This is a genomic window from Paenibacillus glucanolyticus (genome assembly GCF_037333485.1).
GTDB lineage: Bacteria > Bacillota > Bacilli > Paenibacillales > Paenibacillaceae > Paenibacillus_AQ > Paenibacillus_AQ glucanolyticus.
Genome location: NZ_CP147845.1, coordinates 1,193,083 through 1,212,400, shown reverse-complemented (window position 1 = coordinate 1,212,400; position 19,318 = coordinate 1,193,083). Strand labels below are relative to the sequence as shown.

The following is a 19,318-nucleotide window of genomic DNA, read 5'->3' as shown; positions in this document are numbered from 1 at the left end:
ACTTCATACGATCCTTGATCATATTTTGTAAATAAGAATAAACAAATCAGCTGGGAGGAAACAAACATGCCTGTCCTGAATAATCTAGCCAATGTTAAAAATTTCGGAGCAAAAGGCGATGGTGTTGCAGACGATACGTTAGCCTTCCAAAGCGCAATAAATGCGTGTGCATCAGGTTCATACTCGGTCATCTATATGCCTAAAGGCCGATACCGTATTACGCAAACCTTGGTATTACCGAAACAGGAAAGGCCTAATACCAACGCCACACAGGGGATCGGGCTTACGATCTATGGGGATGGAATGTATGACAGCGGTATTATCTATACGGGTACCGACTACGCCCTTTACAGTGATAAAGACATGGCTGAAACCATCTTATTTAGAGACTTTTATATAAACCACGCCCAAGGCGGGGGGATTTATTTGCCCCAAGGTGCACACCAAATGTTCGAGCGTTTCTTTTCAAGTGCATGCGGCGAAGGGAAAATCGGGGTATATATTCAGGGGATGCGAAGCGGTACGAACTCCACTTCAGGTTATGGGGGCTACATGATCTCGTTTCGCAATTGCCGATTCTGGCAGGAGACGGGGTATCTGGGAACAGGTTTGAAATTGGAGGATATCGTATTGTGTACAACCATTGATAATTGCTTTTTTTCAAGATCAGTACGGAATTACCCCCACCTTGAAATTGTGAACTCAGACAGTATTCATATTACGTCAACCGCTTTTGAAAGGAGCGAACAGGCCGTTCCCCCTGCTTCTCCCTCTGAAGGACGCACCGAGGAAGATGTCATGCGAGATGCAATTGCTGCAAATAAAGTAATGACAGCCCCTCTAATCAAATTGAATAACTCCCGAGCCATATCTATTGAAGAATGTCATGCAGAAGCCACCTATGAAAGCTTTGTCGGTATCTACGGGCATACTTCCGGCGTATGGATTGACGGATGCCGTCTGGATCACTATGCTATCACGGATTATAATCCCAATAAAGGTTACATCGTTACCGTTGATCCAGGTTCTACAGCATCACAAGATATCATTCTCGGCCCTCGCAATTACCGAATTCAGGCTAATCATCCCAATACAACACACGGGACACTGGTCAAAGATCCTGTCGGCTGTGTAATCGTCGAGAACATTGCGGATCGAACATCATTTCGGGATTCCTTCTATTTAACGGAACGACGCACTGTACCCTATATAGGCTCTGCAGGGCATAACCTGCTTCGAAATCCGTCATTATATGCCATGTTTGCAAATGATGTCCCTTACTCGGTAGAACCCGACCCTGGCTTTACCTTCAAACAGGCTGCTCCATCAGGTTGTATTGTCTCGCAGAGTACGAGCAGCACCAAGATCAAGCTCCGAATGAGAACCATAGAGCGATTGCATAAGCATGAATACTACACTTTTGTTATCTCAGGCACTAATCTTTCCGGTATATCCACTCCATTATTTGTTGACATCGGGGGGGACACCAACGATCTGACACTCATACTTCCTTCTGGCTCTGAACGCTTCACCATCACCAAAACGTTTAAGAAATTCTATTCCGATATCGTCGACCTCGTTGTATATGAACCGCTGAACCTTCAAATCCATTCTATTTACGTCATACCGAATATCGTTAATCAAATCCCTTATGGTGAGGAGACGATATCAAGCTCAGCAGTCTTTACTGAACTGATCCGTTCCAGCAGTATGGTCATCAGTCCGCTGCCCGCAATCCCTGCAGCATCTGCCGCCCACCGGGGCCGAATCATCATGGTTGAGGACAGCAGCGGCGTGGATTCCCTATATATCTGCAAGCAGCGTTCAAAAGGTGTTCATACCTGGATCAAGCTGGGATAGTTCAAACGACCTGAGCTTTGAACATTTTAATAAAGAAGCGGGCGAAGACGCACGTCTTCACCCGCTTCGTTTCAGATCAAGAACCCTCTCGATCCATATGCTCTTTGAGCAGCTCATGGATTCGCTCACGCTCCTTATCAGCCACATTATAATACCAGATACCGCCGATATTCTGGCCACTGCCCTGAATCTCGACCTGCTTGATCTTCTTCATATCCTGCCGATATTCCGTTACAAAAGTCTTCATCTCATCAAATCGTATATCTGTCTTTACGCTTGTGCCTACCTCCTTAAGTAAGGTTTCAAGCTTAAAAGCGGTTGAAACATCAAGCGCATTCTTCAATACCTCTTTCACAATTTGACGCTGACGTGAGTTTCGGCCCAAATCGCCGCGCGGATCCTCATAACGCATACGAGAATAAGCCAATGCTTCTTGTCCGTTCAAATGTAAACTGCCTTCTTTAAAATGATGTCCCTCATAATTAAACGTTATTGTATTATCTACATCTACTCCGCCAAGAGCATCAATAATGTTCGCAAATCCTTCCATATTAACTTTAATATAATAATTAACAGGAAAATGCAGCAGTTCTTCCACCGTCCGGACGGACATCTGAATTCCTCCAAAGGCATAGGCATGATTGATTTTGTCCTCGGTACCATGGCCTACAATTAATGTTCGGGTATCCCTTGGTATGTTGAACATGAGTATGGATTGTTTAGACGGATTGACCGATAGCATAATCATCGCATCCGAACGCCCACGATCATTGGGGCGCTCATCGATGCCCAGCACCAGAACTGTGAAGGGCTCGCGCTGATCAATATCTGCGGAATGTATTTCCTCCAGGACCGGATCGGCTGATATAAAAGCGGGAAGCGATGACGGTTCTCGCTGCTCGTAAATTTGTTCAGCTGTCGCTTTAACAGACTGATACACATATATACCGTAACCGCCTGCCAACACTGTAAGACTTACAAGTGCAGTCCCCGTAATCTTAAGCCACTTTCTCATACCTTGTCATCCTCTCCGATCTAACACTTCCCTCGGTCTCGTTCTTGCAGACCTCCAAAATGTATATGCACTAACCAGCGTAATACCGAACAAAGCGGCGATTGAATCCAAAACAACATCCTGTGCTTTAAAGACGCGGTAACCTGATGTACTTTGATGCAGCTCGTCGCTGATGGCATACAGCACGCATAAGCACCACGCAATTGGCATGGCGACCCTGGCCCTGATTCGCAACAAGGTCGCCAGCAGTAGAAACAACAGGCCGCCAAGAACTAGATATTCTCCGATGTGAGCAGCCTTTCGAATGAAGAATTCAACAAATCCAGGCATACCCTTTGCATCGATACTGACAATTTCCCCGGCATAAGTGAATGAAACCCAGGAAAACCAATGTTCAATCGTTGTTTCAGGCAAGTGCTTCTGCAGCCACGGTCTTAGATCCTGCTGCTGATACGACTGGGAGGAGAAGAAAAAAATGATGCTCATCCACATGATTACGATGATGATGATCAACAGGCGCTTCTTGCTCCTGTAGCTGCTTCTCTTTCTGCTCACGATATCCTCCCCGTTACATTATCGCCTATACCCTTAGACGAACTGAGTCATTTCTTCCCATTGAAATGTTAGCCTTATCGTATCTTCCTCTGATACCTCAGTACCGGATTGAACCTCTATAAATTCAAGATCCTCCAGGGCACGAATACCATGCAGGGTTCCCGCTGGAATTTTGAGCACATCTCCGGCTTTAACGGGTTGCACCTTATCTTGAATGCACACTTCTCCAGTACCGCTCGTAATGGTCCAATATTCTTCACGGTGAAGATGATAATGATAACTGGAGTTCTTCCCTGCATCTATCCGAATTCGCTTTGTCAGAACCTCCTGCCCATTCTTGTGCTTTTGCAGGTCCAGCACCCGATACCACCCCCATCGCCGTTCCTCGTACATTGGCCGCTGTTCGATATGTGAAATGAATTCTTTCAATCGCGGACTGGATGATTTCTCCGTAACCAAAATACCATCAGCACCTGTAGCAACTACTACATTAGAGAGCCCCAACACGGCTACCGGAATATCCAATTCATTAATTAAATGCGTGTTCTGGCAATCATCGCTGATCATTCCCTTTCCGTTTATGGGCGAGGGAATCTCTTCTGTTAGCGTGTTCCATGTCCCAAGGTCCTTCCAGCTGCCTTCATACGGAACAACCACTACGCGCTGAGCCTGCTCTATTACCTCATAATCAAAGCTGATCTTGGACAATCGCGAATATTGTTTCGACATCTCCTCATATTGAATCGGGAGTCCCTTATCAATCAACAGCTGAATTAGATAGTCGAGCTTGAAAGAAAACACACCGCAGTTCCAATAAGCAGACTGTTCCATGTATTCCAGGGCCTGCTCTTCGCTTGGTTTTTCTTTAAAGCTTTTTACTTTATGGAAGGCGACCGGTCCGGCTTTGGCTCGCTCTGGCAGAATATAACCGTATTTCTCCGAAGGATAGGTTGGTTTGACTCCCATCAGAGCGATATCTGCTCCTGAATCGGCTAAAACTCGATCTAAGGAAGACAAGGTCTGAAAAAAAGGTTCTTCCACAAAAGGGTCTACAGGCAATACTGTTATTGTTTCCTTCAAATCCACATTGGCAATCGAATACAAGTATACGGCAGCGAGCGCAATAGCCGGGAAGGTATCCCGCCGCTGGGGTTCCACGATAATGGGCACTCTGCCAGGGAGCTGATTTCGAATAATTTCAATCTGCGATATGCCTGCGGCAATAAAGGATGAATCAGCCAAATTGGTCTTCTGCAGCTGTTTCCAAACCCGTTGGACCATAGATTCAGACTGTCCCTTATCTCCTGGGAGCACTTTGAGGAACTGTTTGGAACGAAGTTCGTTGGAGAGAGGCCATAGACGCTTACCTGAACCACCGGACAATAAAATAATTTTCATCTTACTACTTCCCTCCATCCTTCACACAGAAATTATATGGATTGCAGAAGCGTTCGGTATTTATCGATGGACTGAGATTTGGCAAGATAACGTTCCAAATATAACCTGCCGCCTCGCCCTGTCAATTCCAACGTCTCCTGACCGCAGGCGTACATATTCGCTATATGCTCGGAGATTTCATGGTATTGTTGCGGCTCTATCACAACTCCGCATCCGCTCTCCTTAATTAGAACAGCAGCCTCGCTGCCTTGTTCCAGGACACCGAGAATTGGCTTTCCAGCTGCCATAACACCGTATATTTTGCTCGGAACAGAGACACCCTTGATTCCCTTTTGATTGACTACCAGATGAACATCTGCTGCGCACAGGGAGTATTTGATATGTTCCTTAGGCTGAAAAGGAAGGAAACGCACATTCTGTAATCCCTTATCCTTCACATACCGCTGCATTTCGGGCTTCACTGCGCCATCCCCGATAAAAACAAACAGGATTTCCGGATGATCCTTAAAATCCGAAGCCACTCGAATAATATTTTCCAAATCGTAATACAAACCCAGATTGCCCGAATACATCACGATAAATTTCCCTTGTAAATCATGCTCTCTCACAAACTTCGATACTTGAGCATGACTGCGAGGCAAGGGGATGATATCCTGCTCGTCAGTCCAATTGTTGATGACACTGTTGCTGGGCACCCTGCGCCCGCGAAAACGGTGGTTCAGCGTTTCTTGCATGTCCTGTCCAACTGTGATGATATGATCGGATACGCTACAGCTCAAGTTATCAATTTTCTTCGCCAGACTAAACAGCCATTTACGATTCGTATAACTGATAGCTTCAGCCTGCTCTGGATTAAAATCCATAATGTTATACACGAGTTTGCCCCGTTTCAGAACCTTACCGATTGCTCCGACCAATCCCCCGATAATTGGAGGCGAAGATATTGTATAAATCACATCCACCTTCTTAATACGCAGCAGAGCAATAACAGCCAATATAAAATATGACAGGATAAACATGACACGGCTGAATTTGCTTCGTTTATCCACTTTGGGTGTACGCAGACGGATAACGCGTATTTGTTCGAGCTGATCGTATTCGAACAGCTTATTTCTCTTGCCTAGATCTACATTTTCCGGCTGAACAGCGATAACTGTCACATCAAAATCATGCTGAAGTTCAAGACAAAGCTCAGTCAATAATTGCCCTGAGGAAGCATAATCCGGATGAAAATAATTAGCTACAAACACAATTTCTTTTTTCATTTCATGACCCCTTACTGTCTTGGAATGTTCTTCTGGTCATTTGTATGAACCTTACCGACATCCTTATGTATCAGGCAAATCAGGGTAAGGATCATTCCGTACGACAAGGTTTTGTAACTGACCTGAAACAACAGGCCGATGACTACAGGTACAAACGCTGCCAGCATATAAGGAAGCATGACCATCGTAAACCGCTGTAAAGCCCTGTACATGATCCAGCCAAGATAAGACATCAACACAGCGATGCCAATCAATCCACCCTTCAGCAAGAAAAAGCTGACAGCTGAATGGGTATAGGAGACAAGAATGTTGTTCACCGCCGGATCATGAAACAACCCTCCCCAGCCCACTCCAAACAACATGGAGTAGGGAGACGCTGAGGTTTCAGCCAATACGGCAGCGAGCTCATCCGTTTTTCCGTTGGCGCCAAAATCCTCCTGCTTAGATACCAACAGTTCAAATGAATTGGAGATTTGTTCTTGGGCAAAAATTCCTGCTGCAACAAGAACGATCAGCCCGATGATCAGCTTATTCATTGATTTGCGTGAACTTACCAGGAAATACACAGCAAAGCACAGCACGGCAAGTGCAAGAGGTGCACGCTGGGCAACGGCCATGAGCGATCCAAGCGCCAGAAAGCCTCCAGTCAGCATCGCAATGCTGCCCAACCATCGAAATGGGCTTGCACTTTTCCACGTATGGACCGCCATGATAGGAAGAAAGACTCCCGCAAAAGAAACGCTCGGATCATAAGGTAGATATAAGAAGTTGTCAAAATAGTACATTCTGCCCACTTCAAGCGGGGAAATCTGTACAACGAGGTAAAATCGAATAGATAGAATGACGCCCATTACGGATATGATCCAGGGCAATATGGCAAGCCAGTTGAGCGTTGAGCGTTTCATCGCAGGCAGAAGCAATAACGGAACGAACAGATACACACATGGGATCAGATCGCGGATAATATCCGTCATATCCCAGCCATAAACAACCCCGCCATTCAGGAGTCCAATCCACAATAAGAAGAAAAAACCCGCGTGAATAATGACAGGGACGGTTCCGTAATGCCGATACAACGAGAAACCTCCACCCAAGACGATGATTCCCGTTGGAACGGATACAAATAAAATCAAAAGAACGGCAATCAAAGCTTCTGGAATACCTGGGTCCGCTGGAAAAGGGGAACTAAACAGCGCATATAACAGCAGCGCCGCTATAAAACCGAATCCTCCCCAGTTGGCCACTGAGCTTCTGCCTCGATTATGCAATGTATCAGCAGGTAAACTCAGATTGTGATTCATGAGATTGACTCCTTATCTTTTAAGATCAGAACAGTGAGGAGCATTCCATAGGAAAGAGTCTTAAAACTGGGCTGAAAAAACAATCCGATCATAATCGGAACTCCAGCTGCAAGCATATAAGGCAGATTGTTCATGTTTACCCGTCTTAGGCACTTCAGTGAGATCCAGCTAAGATAAGCCAAGAAGACAGTCAGGCCGATAACCCCCCCTTTTAAAAGCAGAAAGGTAAATGCCGAGTGCGTAAACGAGACTTCCGACATATAAGTAGGATCAAAGAATAATCCCCCCCACCCGATGCCGAGCAGCAAGGTGTACACCGATTTGGATGTTTCCTGAAGAACAGCTGCCAGTTCATCTGTCTTACCGTTCGCTCCATAGTTCACTTGCTTGGATAACAGCAAATCAAACGAACTCGATATCTGTTCCTGTGCCAGCATTCCAGCTCCAATCATGATCACAAGGATAACGAGCAACTTGCGTACGGACCTTCCAGAACTTAAACCAAAATATACCGCAAAGCATAGGACAGCCAGCCCAAGAGGCGCCCGCTGTGCCACTGCCATTAGGGACCCTAACGCCAAAAACCCTCCGATTAACATAGCAAGACTGCTTAGCCAACGGAGTGGGTTTGAGCTTTTCCACGTGTGTACAGCCATGATTGGAAGGAAAACCCCTGCAAAAGAGACACTCGGATCATACGGAAGGTATAGAAAATTATCAAAATAATACATTTTCCCTATATCCAGCGGTGAAATACGAACTTCCATATAAAATCTGATGGATAAAATAACACCCATTACTGCGACTAACCAAGGAAGAATAGACAACCACTTTAATTTGGAACGGTTCATCGCTGGAAGAAGGAGCAAGGGGACGAATAAATACACACATGGGATGAGATCACGCAATATATCCGTAGAATCCCATCGGTATATTACGCCTCCATTTAGTAGGCCCAGCCACAGCAGCACAAAAAAACCCAAATGCAGCGGCATGGGAACTGTGTCATATCTGCGATATAGCGTGAAACCGCCGCTTATGACAAAAATTCCTGTAGGAAGTGATACAAACAATATGAGCAATACAGCAATCAGAACTTCTGTCATGCCTGGATTGGCTGGAAATGGAGCGCTGAATATAGCGTAAATCAAGAGAGCCAGGATAAATGCCAGCCCTCCCAAAATCCCTCCTCCGGTCGGAGTTGGGACTGAGGACAACGGATTACCGATAGCACTACGGCTGTTCATGTGCCCTGACTTACTTTCCGAAGTTCCGACATCTTGATTCCAATCTGCCAATAATAAACGGAACGAGCAAAGGCATAGTGGAAACCGGCGGATCCATCAAGAAAGCCGAGTTTAACAATGTATGAGTGTATAAATGCAACGACCCATTTCAGCGGCATTCGATCAAAAAGCTTTTTCTGAAGACTGCGGATAAAGATTTGGGATTCGTTCAGATTACGGAAACCACCATTAGAGCGGACAACAGCCTCCCAATCCGAGTAGCGATTATGCTTCGCAAAATAGTCAAACAGGGAATCATGATCATAGTGCACCATGCAGTTGCCCAGCACCCCGGTACCTCCATCGATTTGAGGCTGATAATGCCCTTCCACTTCCCACATATTCGACGCAGACAGATCATTATGATCCAAAAACCTGCCTTGGCTACGGTGAAACAGTACAAGCTTATACATCCTGTGCCCATGCTTGAGCACTTTGTTCATGAAAACATAGTCGTATGCTACGAAGTAACCTGCGGCCAATGTCTGCTTACTCTGAAACATATCCATCATTTCGGCAACCAGCTTTGGAGTAGCTTCTTCATCAGCATCAACATAAAACACATAGTCGTTTCGGAATGGCAATTCCTCAAGGCACCATTGCTTCTTCTTGGGGTACTGACCATTCCAAGTGAAATTGATTACATGAGCACCCATTTCCCTTGCTATAGTACAGGTTCGATCCGTGCTGTTGGAATCGACGACGAATATTTCATCAAAAGCAGATACCGAAGCCAGACATTTCGCGATATTTTTTTCTTCGTTCTTTGTCATGATAATGACGGACACCGGAATTTTATTTTTCATAAGAAAAGCGCACCTTCTTATAGAATTTAGGAAAGCTATGTTTAACCAAACGAACACCCCAATGCAGCGATGCAATGGCAACACGAAGGATGATCGGCATCCCAAGAATAGTCTTGCGGATAAACCATTGATCCCTCTGACCTTGCCTATGCTGCATTTGTGAGACTCCACCCTGTTCAAAAATACATAAGGGCTCCGGAATGTATGCTGCAGTTCCACCTCTTACCAATAGTTCTGCCGTCAAAGCGTAATCGGCTCCAATGGGATATTCAAGGCGATACCTGATGCTGTGCAGGCTTCCCAGCCTGAAAGCCATGGATTGATGATGCGTAAACATGCCGTACCACATTCGCTTATGACTGCGGGCTGCTTTGTATAACAGTTCACCGAAGGTTGTTTCCTCAAGTGCATCGCCATACAGCAAATCGGGTAGGTGATTTCGTAAGGCCTGCACTTGAAGCAAGTCTCCAGTCAAATGATCATGAAACTGATCCCCGGAATTCATGAAGACAACGTAACGACCTTTACAATGTTCCAGCCCTTTATTCATGGCATCGTAGATGCCTTGATCTGGTTCACTGATAAAAGACAACCGTTCATCTTCAATACTCTGAAGAAAAACCAGCGTACCGTCGTCTGATTGTCCATCCACTACGATCCACTCCAACGAGATAGATTGGGACCTTACGCTCTGCCAAGTTTTGATCAGACCCTGCAAATTATTCCTGCAAACCGTGACTACGGACAGAAATACTTCAGATCTGTCTTCTACCCACTGAGTCCGTATCATTTGTAACTGGCTCCCTTTATTCGAACTTGCTGTTCTAAGTTTTTGTTTCTGCCTGCAAGACGTATCAACTGACGAACCAGATCAACGGGATTGAAGTGAACCGAAATACCAAGTTTTCTTCTCACTTCTACCCACATCCACCCGTTCTGTGCAAACAAACCGCATACCATCACTATTGCAAGTGCAAAAGGTCCCCATAGATAAACAACTGTTACAGCCGCTATTACCGTGACAACACTCGTAATCAGTGTAATCTTCAACATGGTACGCTCATTACCGGTTAAGGTCAGAAGCAGGCCTGATGGACCTGCAAACAAATTAATTAACTGCCCCACCGACAATACCGCCAGTATCGTTTGACCCGAACCATATGTAGTTCCAAAAGCCAGATTGAGTACTTGCTCGCCCATTACAATAAAAACAGCTCCAATAACAATTGCAGGCAATGTGGAGATACCCACTATAATTCGTCCATAATTCTGTATTTTGGGGAACTGAGCACTGCCGAAATATTTGGAGATGATGCTCGTCATCAATGTATTCATCAACACCACAAAAAAATTAAGCACCGCCATTAAGCGAACTGCTGCCCCGTAAATCGCCACTTCACTCTCGCTGTAAAATACACCTAAAATCCAGATGTCGCTTGAGGTCAGCATAAACAGAGCTACATTGGATGCCATCATTGGCAATGAGACAGCCAGCAGTTGCCGTGCTCTTGGCTCATTGCTCATTGCCGCTTCATTCGTTTGCTGCCAGTTTCTTACCTGGAGGAGCTTTAACAATCGCCAACCGGCTATGAAGCAGCTTGCCCCCATACAGACTGTCACGAGCAGGAGCGCTTCCTGAAGCGACCAAGACGAACGGCCCAGCCACATCATCAAACCCAAACCCACAAGCATGCAGAAATTGGACAATACGCCGCTAAATAATGTTGCCTGTTTGACATCACCATGACCCCGAAAGGTTTCAGCTATTAAATTCTGCAGCACCGTCAGCATAATCCATAGCCCTGTCCATAGTGCAGCGGAAGCCATAAGTTCTGAGCCTAATACGCCTTTAAGGAGCGTGAGCTGCAAAAATATATACAACAGTCCCGTACCCGCCGCTCCAATAGACGCTAACTTTAAAGACAGCAGCGCGGTATTCTTGGCCCTCCTCCACGTTCCATTTTCCCTGTGCTCAGCCATAAAACGAATAATACTCTGATTCAATCCGAGCGTACCGAACACACCACCGAAAAAAGCGATGTTAAAAGCCATCAAATATGCACCGAAAGCTGCCGTATCCAGGACCCTTGATAGTAAAATGTTAATAAGTAAGGCGGACCCCGCAAAGAATGCCCGCCCTACAAATATCCACAAACCACCATTCACAGTTTGATTACGAGTTAATTCACGAAGATGATGGAGTCCATGCTTCCCGCTCTGTTTTCTTGATGAGCGTTTGCTTCTCACACCAATGCCGCAGACAGCGCTTCTTGGTATTTAATCTCTGCTCGCACCCGCTTCATGTCCTCATCCACCATCATTTTAATTAACTGCTGAAAACTGACTTCAAGTTCCCACCCCAGCTGCTGTTTAGCTTTCGTACAATCCCCGAGAAGCAAATCAACCTCCGCAGGTCGTACGAATTCTGGGTCCATGACTACATAATCCTCATAATTTAAGTCCACATACGAGAAGGCTACTTCAAGCAGCTCTCTGACTGTATGCATTTCACCCGTCGATATGACGAAATCGTCCGGTTGCTCCTGCTGGAGCATTAACCACATGGCCTTAATATAATCCCCTGCATAACCCCAATCCCTCAACGCATCAAGATTCCCCATACGCAGCTCTTGCTGCAAACCATGTTTGATCCTGGCCACAGCATCTGTCACTTTCCTGGTAACAAACTCCAACCCCCGCCGAGGGGATTCATGATTGAATAAAATGCCGGAGCAAGCAAACATCCCAAAGCTTTCTCGATAATTCACCGTGATCCAATGACCATATACCTTAGCTACACCATAAGGACTTCGCGGATAAAATGGAGTGGTCTCCTTCTGCGGAGTTTCAATCACCTTGCCAAACATCTCGCTACTCGATGCTTGATAGAAACGCGTATCCGGTTTAACGAGTCGGACCGCCTCCAGCATATTGGTAACGCTGATGGCTGTCATTTGACCTGTCGCCAGAGGCTGAGGCCAGGAAGCCGCTACATAAGACTGGGCTGCCAGGTTATATACTTCATGAGGATCCGCAATACGGACAGCCTCGATTAGTGATGCAAGATCAGTAAGATCGCCAGATATCCAGTGAATTTGCTCCTTGATATGCTGCACATTCTCATAATTGGGCGTGCTGGTTCGACGTCTCAGTCCATAGACCGTGTAGCCTTTACTGAGAAGAAATTCAGCAAGATATGAACCATCCTGGCCGGTAACACCGGTAATCAATGCTCTTTTCATATTTATCCTCCAACAGGTTTACTGAAGATCTGATGAGATTCCAAAAAATGATCGTACGTTCGGGCTAAGCCATGCTCCAAAGTAATCGAAGCCCTCCAGCCAAGCTCAGTCAGTCTGCTAACATCAACCAGCTTCCTTGGTGTTCCGTCAGGCTTCGAAGTGTTATAAACAAACTGTCCTTCGTAACCAATAATGGAGGCAATACTTTCGGCAAGCTCACGGATCGACACATCCTTACCGCATCCGATATTGACAATGTCATTCCCCTCATATTGATTCATCAGGAATACACAAGCATCGGCAAGATCGTCAGCATGGAGAAATTCCCGTTTTGGCTGACCACTTCCCCATATTTCTACTTCTTGTCGGCCATTCTCTTTAGCTTCATGTATTTTCCGCAGTAAAGCCGGAAGAACATGAGAGGTTTCCAAATCATAATTATCATTAGGACCGTATAAATTCGTAGGCATGGCCGATATAAAGCGAGTTCCATATTGCCTGTTATATGATTGACACATCGTGATCCCGGCTATTTTGGCAATGGCATATGCCTCATTGGTAGGTTCTAAAGTGCCTGTCATGAAATATTCTTCTTTCATCGGCTGTGGCGCCAATTTGGGGTAAATACACGTAGAGCCAAGAAATAGCAGCTTCTTCACTCCGTAGCGGTAAGAAAGATCAATAACATTATTCTGGATTTGAAGATTATCGCGTATGAAATCGGCAGGATAATCGCGATTAGCAACGATGCCACCGACCTTCGCTGCAGCGAGAAACACGTATTCGATTCCTTCACTGCCAAAAAATTGCTCTACGCGATCATGTTCTCGCAGATCCAGCTCTTGACTGGTACGGGTAACCAGATTATGGTATCCCTGTTGTTCAAGAGCTCTTACAATAGCAGATCCCACAAGACCGCGATGACCGGCCACATATATCCGGGAATCCAAATTCATATCTGCCATCTCCTTCATTAAAAAGCATCTTTGGACCCTAGAAACACTCGGACTGTCTTTAGCATAATCCGGATATCCTGGGTCGTAGATTGTTCGCGGATGTACTGCAAATCCAACTCCACCATTTCATGGAATCCAAGCGCGTTTCTCCCGCTTACCTGCCACAAGCCGGTACAGCCAGGCACTACACTTAACCGCTGCATATCATATGGTGTATAGGACTCTACCTCTGTAGGCAGCGGCGGTCTCGGGCCAACAAGGCTCATTTCGCCCCGGAGTACATTCCACAGCTGTGGAAGCTCATCAAGACTCGTTCTCCGAAGAATACGTCCGACCTTCGTGATCCGAGGGTCGTTCTTCATCTTGAACATAGCACCCTCAATCTCATTTAGATGAATCAGTTTTTGTTGCAGCTCCTCCGCGTTTACAACCATGGAACGGATTTTGTACATTTTAAAGATTCTCCCGTTCTTTCCTACGCGGGTCTGAGAGAAAAACATGGGGCCATGGGGATTTTCGAACTTCATACACAGGAATATGATCATAAATAGAGGCAAGAGCAGAATAAGACCAACTGCAGACAGAATGGCGTCCCCTACCCTTTTCAGTCGGGAATATCCGATATGGGGCTTCGCTGGAACAAGGTGTACCCCTGTCATCATCGGATATTCTTCTGCTACAACACTCTCCAGCGTTCTCGTTTCTATCGTCGTCTCTACATTCATGGCTTGACCTGGTCTCCTATCTAGCCAACGTTCGATTCTTATGTATCATTTGCTCAAGTCCATGCAGTAATGGAAGACGCAGCTCATCTTTCATCAATGCGAACTCAACCGATGTAAGAATAAACCCGAGCTTCTCTCCAACGTCATAGCGGGTGCCTTCATACTGGTAGGCGTACACTTCTTCAATGTCAGTCAACTTCTGTATGGCATCCGTCAGTTGGATTTCCCCACCGATTCCTTCTTTCATTTGTTCAAGGTATGAAAATATGGCTGGAGTTAGGATATAACGTCCCATGATAGCCAAATTCGATGGAGCTTCATCGGCTTGCGGCTTTTCCACCATTCCTTGTACTCGGGATAATCCCCCAATGGTGGGTACAGGGTACGGATCAATGATTCCGTATCGATGCACCTCTTCGGGAGATACGTATTTCACGCCGATGACTGAACTCTGTGTCTGTTCGTACTGCTCAATCAATTGTTTGATGCACGGCTTATCGGCACGAACAATATCGTCCCCCAGCAGAACGGCAAACGGTTCGTTGCCTATAAACTTTCGTGCGCACCATACAGCATGACCCAGCCCTTTGGGTTCCTTCTGACGAATATAATGAATGTCCGCCATTCGTGAAGGACGCTGTACCTCATGAAGCAAATCAAGTTTCTTGGTTTGCCTCAACTTATGCTCTAGCTCAAATGCATGATCAAAATGATCCTCAATTGCCCGCTTGCCTTTACCTGTGACGATAATAATGTCCTCAATACCTGACTCTATTGCCTCTTCCACAATGTACTGGATAGTTGGTTTATCCACGATCGGAAGCATCTCTTTGGGCATTGCCTTGGTTGCTGGCAAAAATCGAGTACCCAGTCCGGCAGCAGGTATGATAGCTTTTTTAATGGTTGCCATTGTACTTCCCTCCTCTATCCTTATCATTTCGTGTGTACCGGAAGATTGGGTGTCGTGTATGCCGAGTGCTTAAGCGAGGGCATCTAACCCTGCCTCACTTTATGCCCTTGACGATGAACGTCTAAGGCATCCTTCATTACGGATGCCCACAGCATAATCGAGTGCCTACGGTGGTAGAGGTTCAGTAGGCATCACCTGATGTATGCTATCTTAAAATCCTATCAATCAGACGCATTAACGATAGCTTTACCGGACCCTGGAGGTTCTACCGGGCTGCGTCTGGAAACGGATCCGCCTCTCGCTTTGAAATCACTTGATTTGAAATGCTGTATGACAGCAAGAGTTGGAAGTCCAAGAACCATCTCGACCTCTTTGTCAGTACGGATAGAATCATCCAAATATTCGAGCAAGAAGCAGAAGCCAATCGACAGCATAAGTGACACTACGAAAGCAATCACCACATACAGCAATGGGCTTGGAGTGACTGGTTTGGGATCTGCATTATTTTCATACAGAATCGTTATGTTTCCACCCGGAATGATAGAGGAGATTTCGGATTTAAATACATCAGCAACGGCCTTTGATACTTTAAGGGCACCTTCATAGCTATAATCTCTGACAGATATCGTCATAACCGGTGTATCCTGCACCGAATCAACCACCATCATATCCATCAAATCTTTCACAGTGAGTTTCAATTCCGGATGCTGCTCAACGACCTTCTCCAAAATCACGCTCGTTCCGATAATTTCCTTGTATGTATAAACCAAGCGCATCCCCATATCCATGTCATCTGAACTAAGGACAGACTTTTTCTCCTCTGTTTTGTTTGTCACAATCATCTTGTTGCTTGCTTCATATTGAGGTTCAACCATTCGATAGCTGTAAAATCCAACGAGTACGCAGACCACAGCAACAACAAGGAGAATTAGCCATAGTCTTTTTTTCAAAACGGTAGCATACTCCTTAAGTTCAAGTTCCACTAAATTTCCTCCGTCCATAAGCAAATGTTCTTTTCCGATACAATTCGTATCATATAGCATCTTCAATTTACGATACAATTCGTATCATGTCAATACTGAATTGGTCTTATTTACCTATTAACGATACATTTTGTTACACAATCAGAAGATATCTCACAATATTTCAGCATATTTTCTAGGCATGAAAGCGTACACAAATATAAATACAGGATAATAAAAAAAGAAAAACGCCTCCTTTCGGCAAGCGTTTACATAATTTGGTACTCTTTTCATTTAAATTGTGAGTCCATATAACTAAATGATTTTATTCCAAAATAGCTTGCTGCGTTTGTCGAGGCGCGACACATGTAGAGCAAATCGCCTTCCATCGGTATCTCGAATGATGTATGTTTCGTTTGATAGTATGTCTATATTCTCTTGGGGTTGGTTCGTACGAAACGCAACCTTGCCATAACTGGTCTCCACATCCCATAACCAATGGTTACCCTGACGTTTGATCATCTTGATTGCAACAACTTTAGGAATCATATAGCGGCGCTCAAGATCCTCCCGTACCGCAGCTTGGCTTGATATATCTAACTCACTTAACGAATGAATTAGTTGAATCTCTTGATGCGATGCGGTTCGCACAGAAATATACCTCTCCGGCTCTGTAACTGGAAATGTGAGAACGAGGTATATATCACTGACCGGCTCTCCATTCATAACAGCCTCCAGTACCCCTTCCTCATTCCGATAAAACCGAAGCCCTGAACCCTTATGTCGTATTCCCCTGCTTATTCTCACTATCTCGCAACCTCCTGCATCGGTATCCATACCTCTCTGCCTGACGCCCCCTGTGCAGCATGAAGCAAACGATGGTATACCCCTCCGCGATTGAGCAGCTCCTCATGACTTCCGCTTTCGACAAGTCTTCCTCCTTCAAGAACCAAAAGCCGGTCTGCGCGCTGTAGGGTTGACAGGCGATGGGCAATCACAATGGTCGTCCTCCCTTGAATCACCTTATCCATTGCTTCCTGAATGGCCGCTTCGGTCTCAACATCTACGGAAGATGTTGCTTCATCCAGAATGAGGATCGGTGGATCGAGTAATACAGCTCTTGCAATCGCTATTCGCTGCCGCTCTCCCCCAGACAGACGGTGTCCACGCTCTCCTACCTTTGTCTCATAGCCATGAGGGAGTCGGCATATAAAATCATGTGCATTTGCGGTCATTGCTGCCTGTATAATATCCTGTGCTTCAGCTTCAGGATTTCCGTAAGCGATATTCTGTGCAATCGTACCATCAAAGAGGAAGGTTTCCTGAAAGACAACACCGATATTTTTGCGCAGTTCCTCTTGTCTGATGCTGCTAAGGCGACGGCCATCCAGTAATATCTCCCCCTCATCCGGATCATAGAAGCGGCATAATAGATGAATCAAAGTCGACTTGCCCGCCCCGGAGGGACCGATTAAGCCTATCATTTCACCAGGTGCAATATGGAGATCGATTCCATGCAAAATTCGTCTATCTTGCGCATAACCAAACCCCACATGGTTGTATCTAATCTCTCCCCGGACTTTGCTAAGTGGCTGCGCTTCCTCGTCGTCCGTCACTTCGGCTGGAGTATGGATCACCTCAAAAATTCGTTCTGCGGATCCAAGCACCTCATTTATCCAGCTTGCGGACTGCGCCAACCATTTAACAGGTCCGAAAAACATGATCAGATAAGTTGCATATGCACTCAAGGTTCCGACAGTCATGCCACCTTCCAGAACTTTTCGTCCTCCGGCAAACCAGATAAGCGCAACAAATAATGAAATAAACAACGTCAGTACGGGTGTCATGAACATCCATAAATTCTGTATGGATATCATGCGGTTTACAAATCGAGAATTTGCCTTATCAAAACGCTCTTTCTCATCATTTTCCTTAGAGAAAGCTTTAATGATCCGTATTCCCTGAAGGGCTTCTCCAACCATATTTTGAACATGAATAGACGACTGCCACTGGGAATACCACATTTCTCTCACCTTGGGCCACAGACGCATCACGAATAGTCCAAGCGGTGGAAGCGGTATTAGAATCATCAAGGTCATACGCCAATCCAAATAGAACAGCATCCCCAGAATAAAGAGGGCTGATAACAATTGCGACGTCAGATGAACTATGCCTTGGGACATAAAATCCTTGATGGTATCGGTATCCTGGTTAATGCGTCCAATATATTGAGAAACCTGACGGTTATCAAAAAAACGCATGGATTGCTTCATCAGGGCATGAAACATATCTCTCCGAAGTTCACCCAGAAAACGCCCACCGATCGAAATCGCAGTATAGCCTTCAATCATTTGCAGCAGGGCTTGTAAAATGTAAATCCCCGCGAGCAAACCAGACATCCATAATAAATGAGAGGAAACGCCACCCATACCGACAGGTGCTGATATCCCGTCAATAATCCATTTGATTATATACGGAGGGGCAAGTGATACAAGAACCGTAAGGATAACGATAATTCCCATCACAATCATAGAAGCACTATAGGCTCTACTCCGCTGAAGAAGATGAGACACGGTACTCCATTTACGGTTACAACGCATACAGGAATCCTTAGCAGATCTCATAACGCGCCCACAATGGGCACAGGTTTTATTTCTATCCTTCAAATCGTTGCGTTTATCCGTGGTGAATGAATCTTTCGATACCCACTGTTCAACCCGTGATAGAGCCTTACGACAGGAATCGAGATGCATTTCCGTGAACCGAAGAATTTCAACCGGACCTTTAGCTGTCGAAGCCACAAGATAGCCACCGCCCAGAGCCTCAATCAATCTAATGTTTTCAACATTCTGCTTGGGAATGTGCAGGATTTGTCTCCCTTCACGATCCAGTACGAGAAGCTTGGAAGCAGTAAACAAAACCTGTAATTGTTCAAACTGCATATTGCGGTTCAAGTCTCCCTGTAATGTCAGCCATGCTTCTTCCATGCCAAATAATCCCGAATTACCAGATGCGCTCGATTCTCGTCTTCTTATTC

At 45.5% G+C, this 19,318-nt stretch carries 17 protein-coding genes; 1 reads left to right on the top strand and 16 read right to left on the bottom strand.

The window, feature by feature from the left end:
- Positions 1-66: 66 nt before the first annotated feature.
- A complete protein-coding gene (locus WDY75_RS05795; protein WP_006212478.1) occupies positions 67-1,860 on the top strand; it encodes a glycosyl hydrolase family 28-related protein in 1,794 nt (597 codons plus the stop codon).
- Positions 1,861-1,936: 76 nt separating this feature from the next.
- On the opposite strand, the gene WDY75_RS05790 is transcribed toward WDY75_RS05795, so the two are convergent.
- The 16 genes from WDY75_RS05790 to WDY75_RS05715 form a co-directional block, all read right to left on the bottom strand.
- On the bottom strand, positions 1,937-2,875 hold the full coding sequence (locus WDY75_RS05790; protein ID WP_063477695.1) for an LCP family protein: 939 nt from the start codon (positions 2,873-2,875) through the stop codon (positions 1,937-1,939).
- Between the two features lie 6 nt (positions 2,876-2,881).
- The gene (locus tag WDY75_RS05785; protein WP_063477696.1) at positions 2,882-3,430 is read right to left on the bottom strand and encodes a VanZ family protein; all 549 of its coding nucleotides are present in this window, start codon (positions 3,428-3,430) and stop codon (positions 2,882-2,884) included.
- A 33-nt stretch (positions 3,431-3,463) separates the two neighbouring features.
- Entirely contained in the window at positions 3,464-4,828 is a 1,365-nt protein-coding gene (locus WDY75_RS05780) for a sugar phosphate nucleotidyltransferase (RefSeq protein WP_006212481.1), read from the bottom strand.
- A gap of 32 nt (positions 4,829-4,860) precedes the next feature.
- Positions 4,861-6,093 (bottom strand): glycosyltransferase family 4 protein, encoded by a 1,233-nt coding sequence (locus WDY75_RS05775; protein ID WP_063477697.1) that lies wholly within the window; start codon positions 6,091-6,093, stop codon positions 4,861-4,863.
- An 11-nt stretch (positions 6,094-6,104) separates the two neighbouring features.
- Entirely contained in the window at positions 6,105-7,394 is a 1,290-nt protein-coding gene (locus WDY75_RS05770; protein WP_036640705.1) for a membrane protein, read from the bottom strand.
- Entirely contained in the window at positions 7,391-8,575 is a 1,185-nt protein-coding gene (locus WDY75_RS05765; protein WP_006212484.1) for a hypothetical protein, read from the bottom strand. The genes WDY75_RS05770 and WDY75_RS05765 overlap by 4 nt, the downstream gene beginning before the upstream one ends.
- A 62-nt stretch (positions 8,576-8,637) precedes the next feature.
- Entirely contained in the window at positions 8,638-9,486 is an 849-nt protein-coding gene (locus tag WDY75_RS05760) for a glycosyltransferase family 2 protein (protein WP_006212485.1), read from the bottom strand.
- Complete coding sequence (locus WDY75_RS05755; RefSeq protein WP_063477698.1) at positions 9,476-10,276, bottom strand: glycosyltransferase family 2 protein; 801 nt, start codon at positions 10,274-10,276, stop codon at positions 9,476-9,478. Before WDY75_RS05755 ends, WDY75_RS05760 begins: the two co-directional genes overlap by 11 nt.
- On the bottom strand, positions 10,273-11,652 hold the full coding sequence (locus WDY75_RS05750) for an oligosaccharide flippase family protein (protein ID WP_338842205.1): 1,380 nt from the start codon (positions 11,650-11,652) through the stop codon (positions 10,273-10,275). Before WDY75_RS05750 ends, WDY75_RS05755 begins: the two co-directional genes overlap by 4 nt.
- Before the next feature lie 77 nt (positions 11,653-11,729).
- Positions 11,730-12,728: a GDP-mannose 4,6-dehydratase gene (gene gmd, locus WDY75_RS05745; protein WP_006212488.1), complete on the bottom strand. Its 999-nt coding sequence runs from the start codon at positions 12,726-12,728 to the stop codon at positions 11,730-11,732.
- A gap of 2 nt (positions 12,729-12,730) precedes the next feature.
- Positions 12,731-13,684 (bottom strand): GDP-L-fucose synthase family protein, encoded by a 954-nt coding sequence (locus tag WDY75_RS05740; protein ID WP_063479688.1) that lies wholly within the window; start codon positions 13,682-13,684, stop codon positions 12,731-12,733.
- 17 nt (positions 13,685-13,701) lie between these two features.
- A complete protein-coding gene (locus tag WDY75_RS05735; RefSeq protein ID WP_006212490.1) occupies positions 13,702-14,409 on the bottom strand; it encodes a sugar transferase in 708 nt (235 codons plus the stop codon).
- A 16-nt stretch (positions 14,410-14,425) separates the two neighbouring features.
- Positions 14,426-15,319, bottom strand: coding sequence for a UTP--glucose-1-phosphate uridylyltransferase GalU (galU, locus tag WDY75_RS05730; protein WP_006212491.1), 894 nt, complete (start codon positions 15,317-15,319; stop codon positions 14,426-14,428).
- A 221-nt stretch (positions 15,320-15,540) separates the two neighbouring features.
- The gene (locus WDY75_RS05725; RefSeq protein ID WP_152826608.1) at positions 15,541-16,320 is read right to left on the bottom strand and encodes a YveK family protein; all 780 of its coding nucleotides are present in this window, start codon (positions 16,318-16,320) and stop codon (positions 15,541-15,543) included.
- Between the two features lie 276 nt (positions 16,321-16,596).
- Complete coding sequence (locus WDY75_RS05720) at positions 16,597-17,007, bottom strand: DUF1854 domain-containing protein (RefSeq protein WP_231887938.1); 411 nt, start codon at positions 17,005-17,007, stop codon at positions 16,597-16,599.
- Between the two features lie 80 nt (positions 17,008-17,087).
- A complete protein-coding gene (locus WDY75_RS05715) occupies positions 17,088-19,268 on the bottom strand; it encodes an ABC transporter ATP-binding protein (protein WP_063477701.1) in 2,181 nt (726 codons plus the stop codon).
- Positions 19,269-19,318 lie beyond the last annotated feature (50 nt).

Coding starts and splice junctions, on each gene's coding strand:
- WDY75_RS05790 (WP_063477695.1), bottom strand. CDS start 2,875: ATGAGAAAGTGGCTTAAGATTACGGGGACTGCACTTGTAAGTCTTACA.
- WDY75_RS05760 (WP_006212485.1), bottom strand. CDS start 9,486: ATGAAAAATAAAATTCCGGTGTCCGTCATTATCATGACAAAGAACGAA.
- WDY75_RS05715 (WP_063477701.1), bottom strand. CDS start 19,268: ATGGAAGAAGCATGGCTGACATTACAGGGAGACTTGAACCGCAATATG.
- WDY75_RS05775 (WP_063477697.1), bottom strand. CDS start 6,093: ATGAAAAAAGAAATTGTGTTTGTAGCTAATTATTTTCATCCGGATTAT.
- WDY75_RS05795 (WP_006212478.1), top strand. CDS start 67: ATGCCTGTCCTGAATAATCTAGCCAATGTTAAAAATTTCGGAGCAAAA.
- WDY75_RS05740 (WP_063479688.1), bottom strand. CDS start 13,684: ATGAATTTGGATTCCCGGATATATGTGGCCGGTCATCGCGGTCTTGTG.
- galU (WP_006212491.1), bottom strand. CDS start 15,319: ATGGCAACCATTAAAAAAGCTATCATACCTGCTGCCGGACTGGGTACT.
- WDY75_RS05780 (WP_006212481.1), bottom strand. CDS start 4,828: ATGAAAATTATTTTATTGTCCGGTGGTTCAGGTAAGCGTCTATGGCCT.
- WDY75_RS05735 (WP_006212490.1), bottom strand. CDS start 14,409: ATGAATGTAGAGACGACGATAGAAACGAGAACGCTGGAGAGTGTTGTA.
- WDY75_RS05755 (WP_063477698.1), bottom strand. CDS start 10,276: ATGATACGGACTCAGTGGGTAGAAGACAGATCTGAAGTATTTCTGTCC.
- gmd (WP_006212488.1), bottom strand. CDS start 12,728: ATGAAAAGAGCATTGATTACCGGTGTTACCGGCCAGGATGGTTCATAT.
- WDY75_RS05725 (WP_152826608.1), bottom strand. CDS start 16,320: ATGGACGGAGGAAATTTAGTGGAACTTGAACTTAAGGAGTATGCTACC.
- WDY75_RS05720 (WP_231887938.1), bottom strand. CDS start 17,007: ATGAATGGAGAGCCGGTCAGTGATATATACCTCGTTCTCACATTTCCA.
- WDY75_RS05770 (WP_036640705.1), bottom strand. CDS start 7,394: ATGAATCACAATCTGAGTTTACCTGCTGATACATTGCATAATCGAGGC.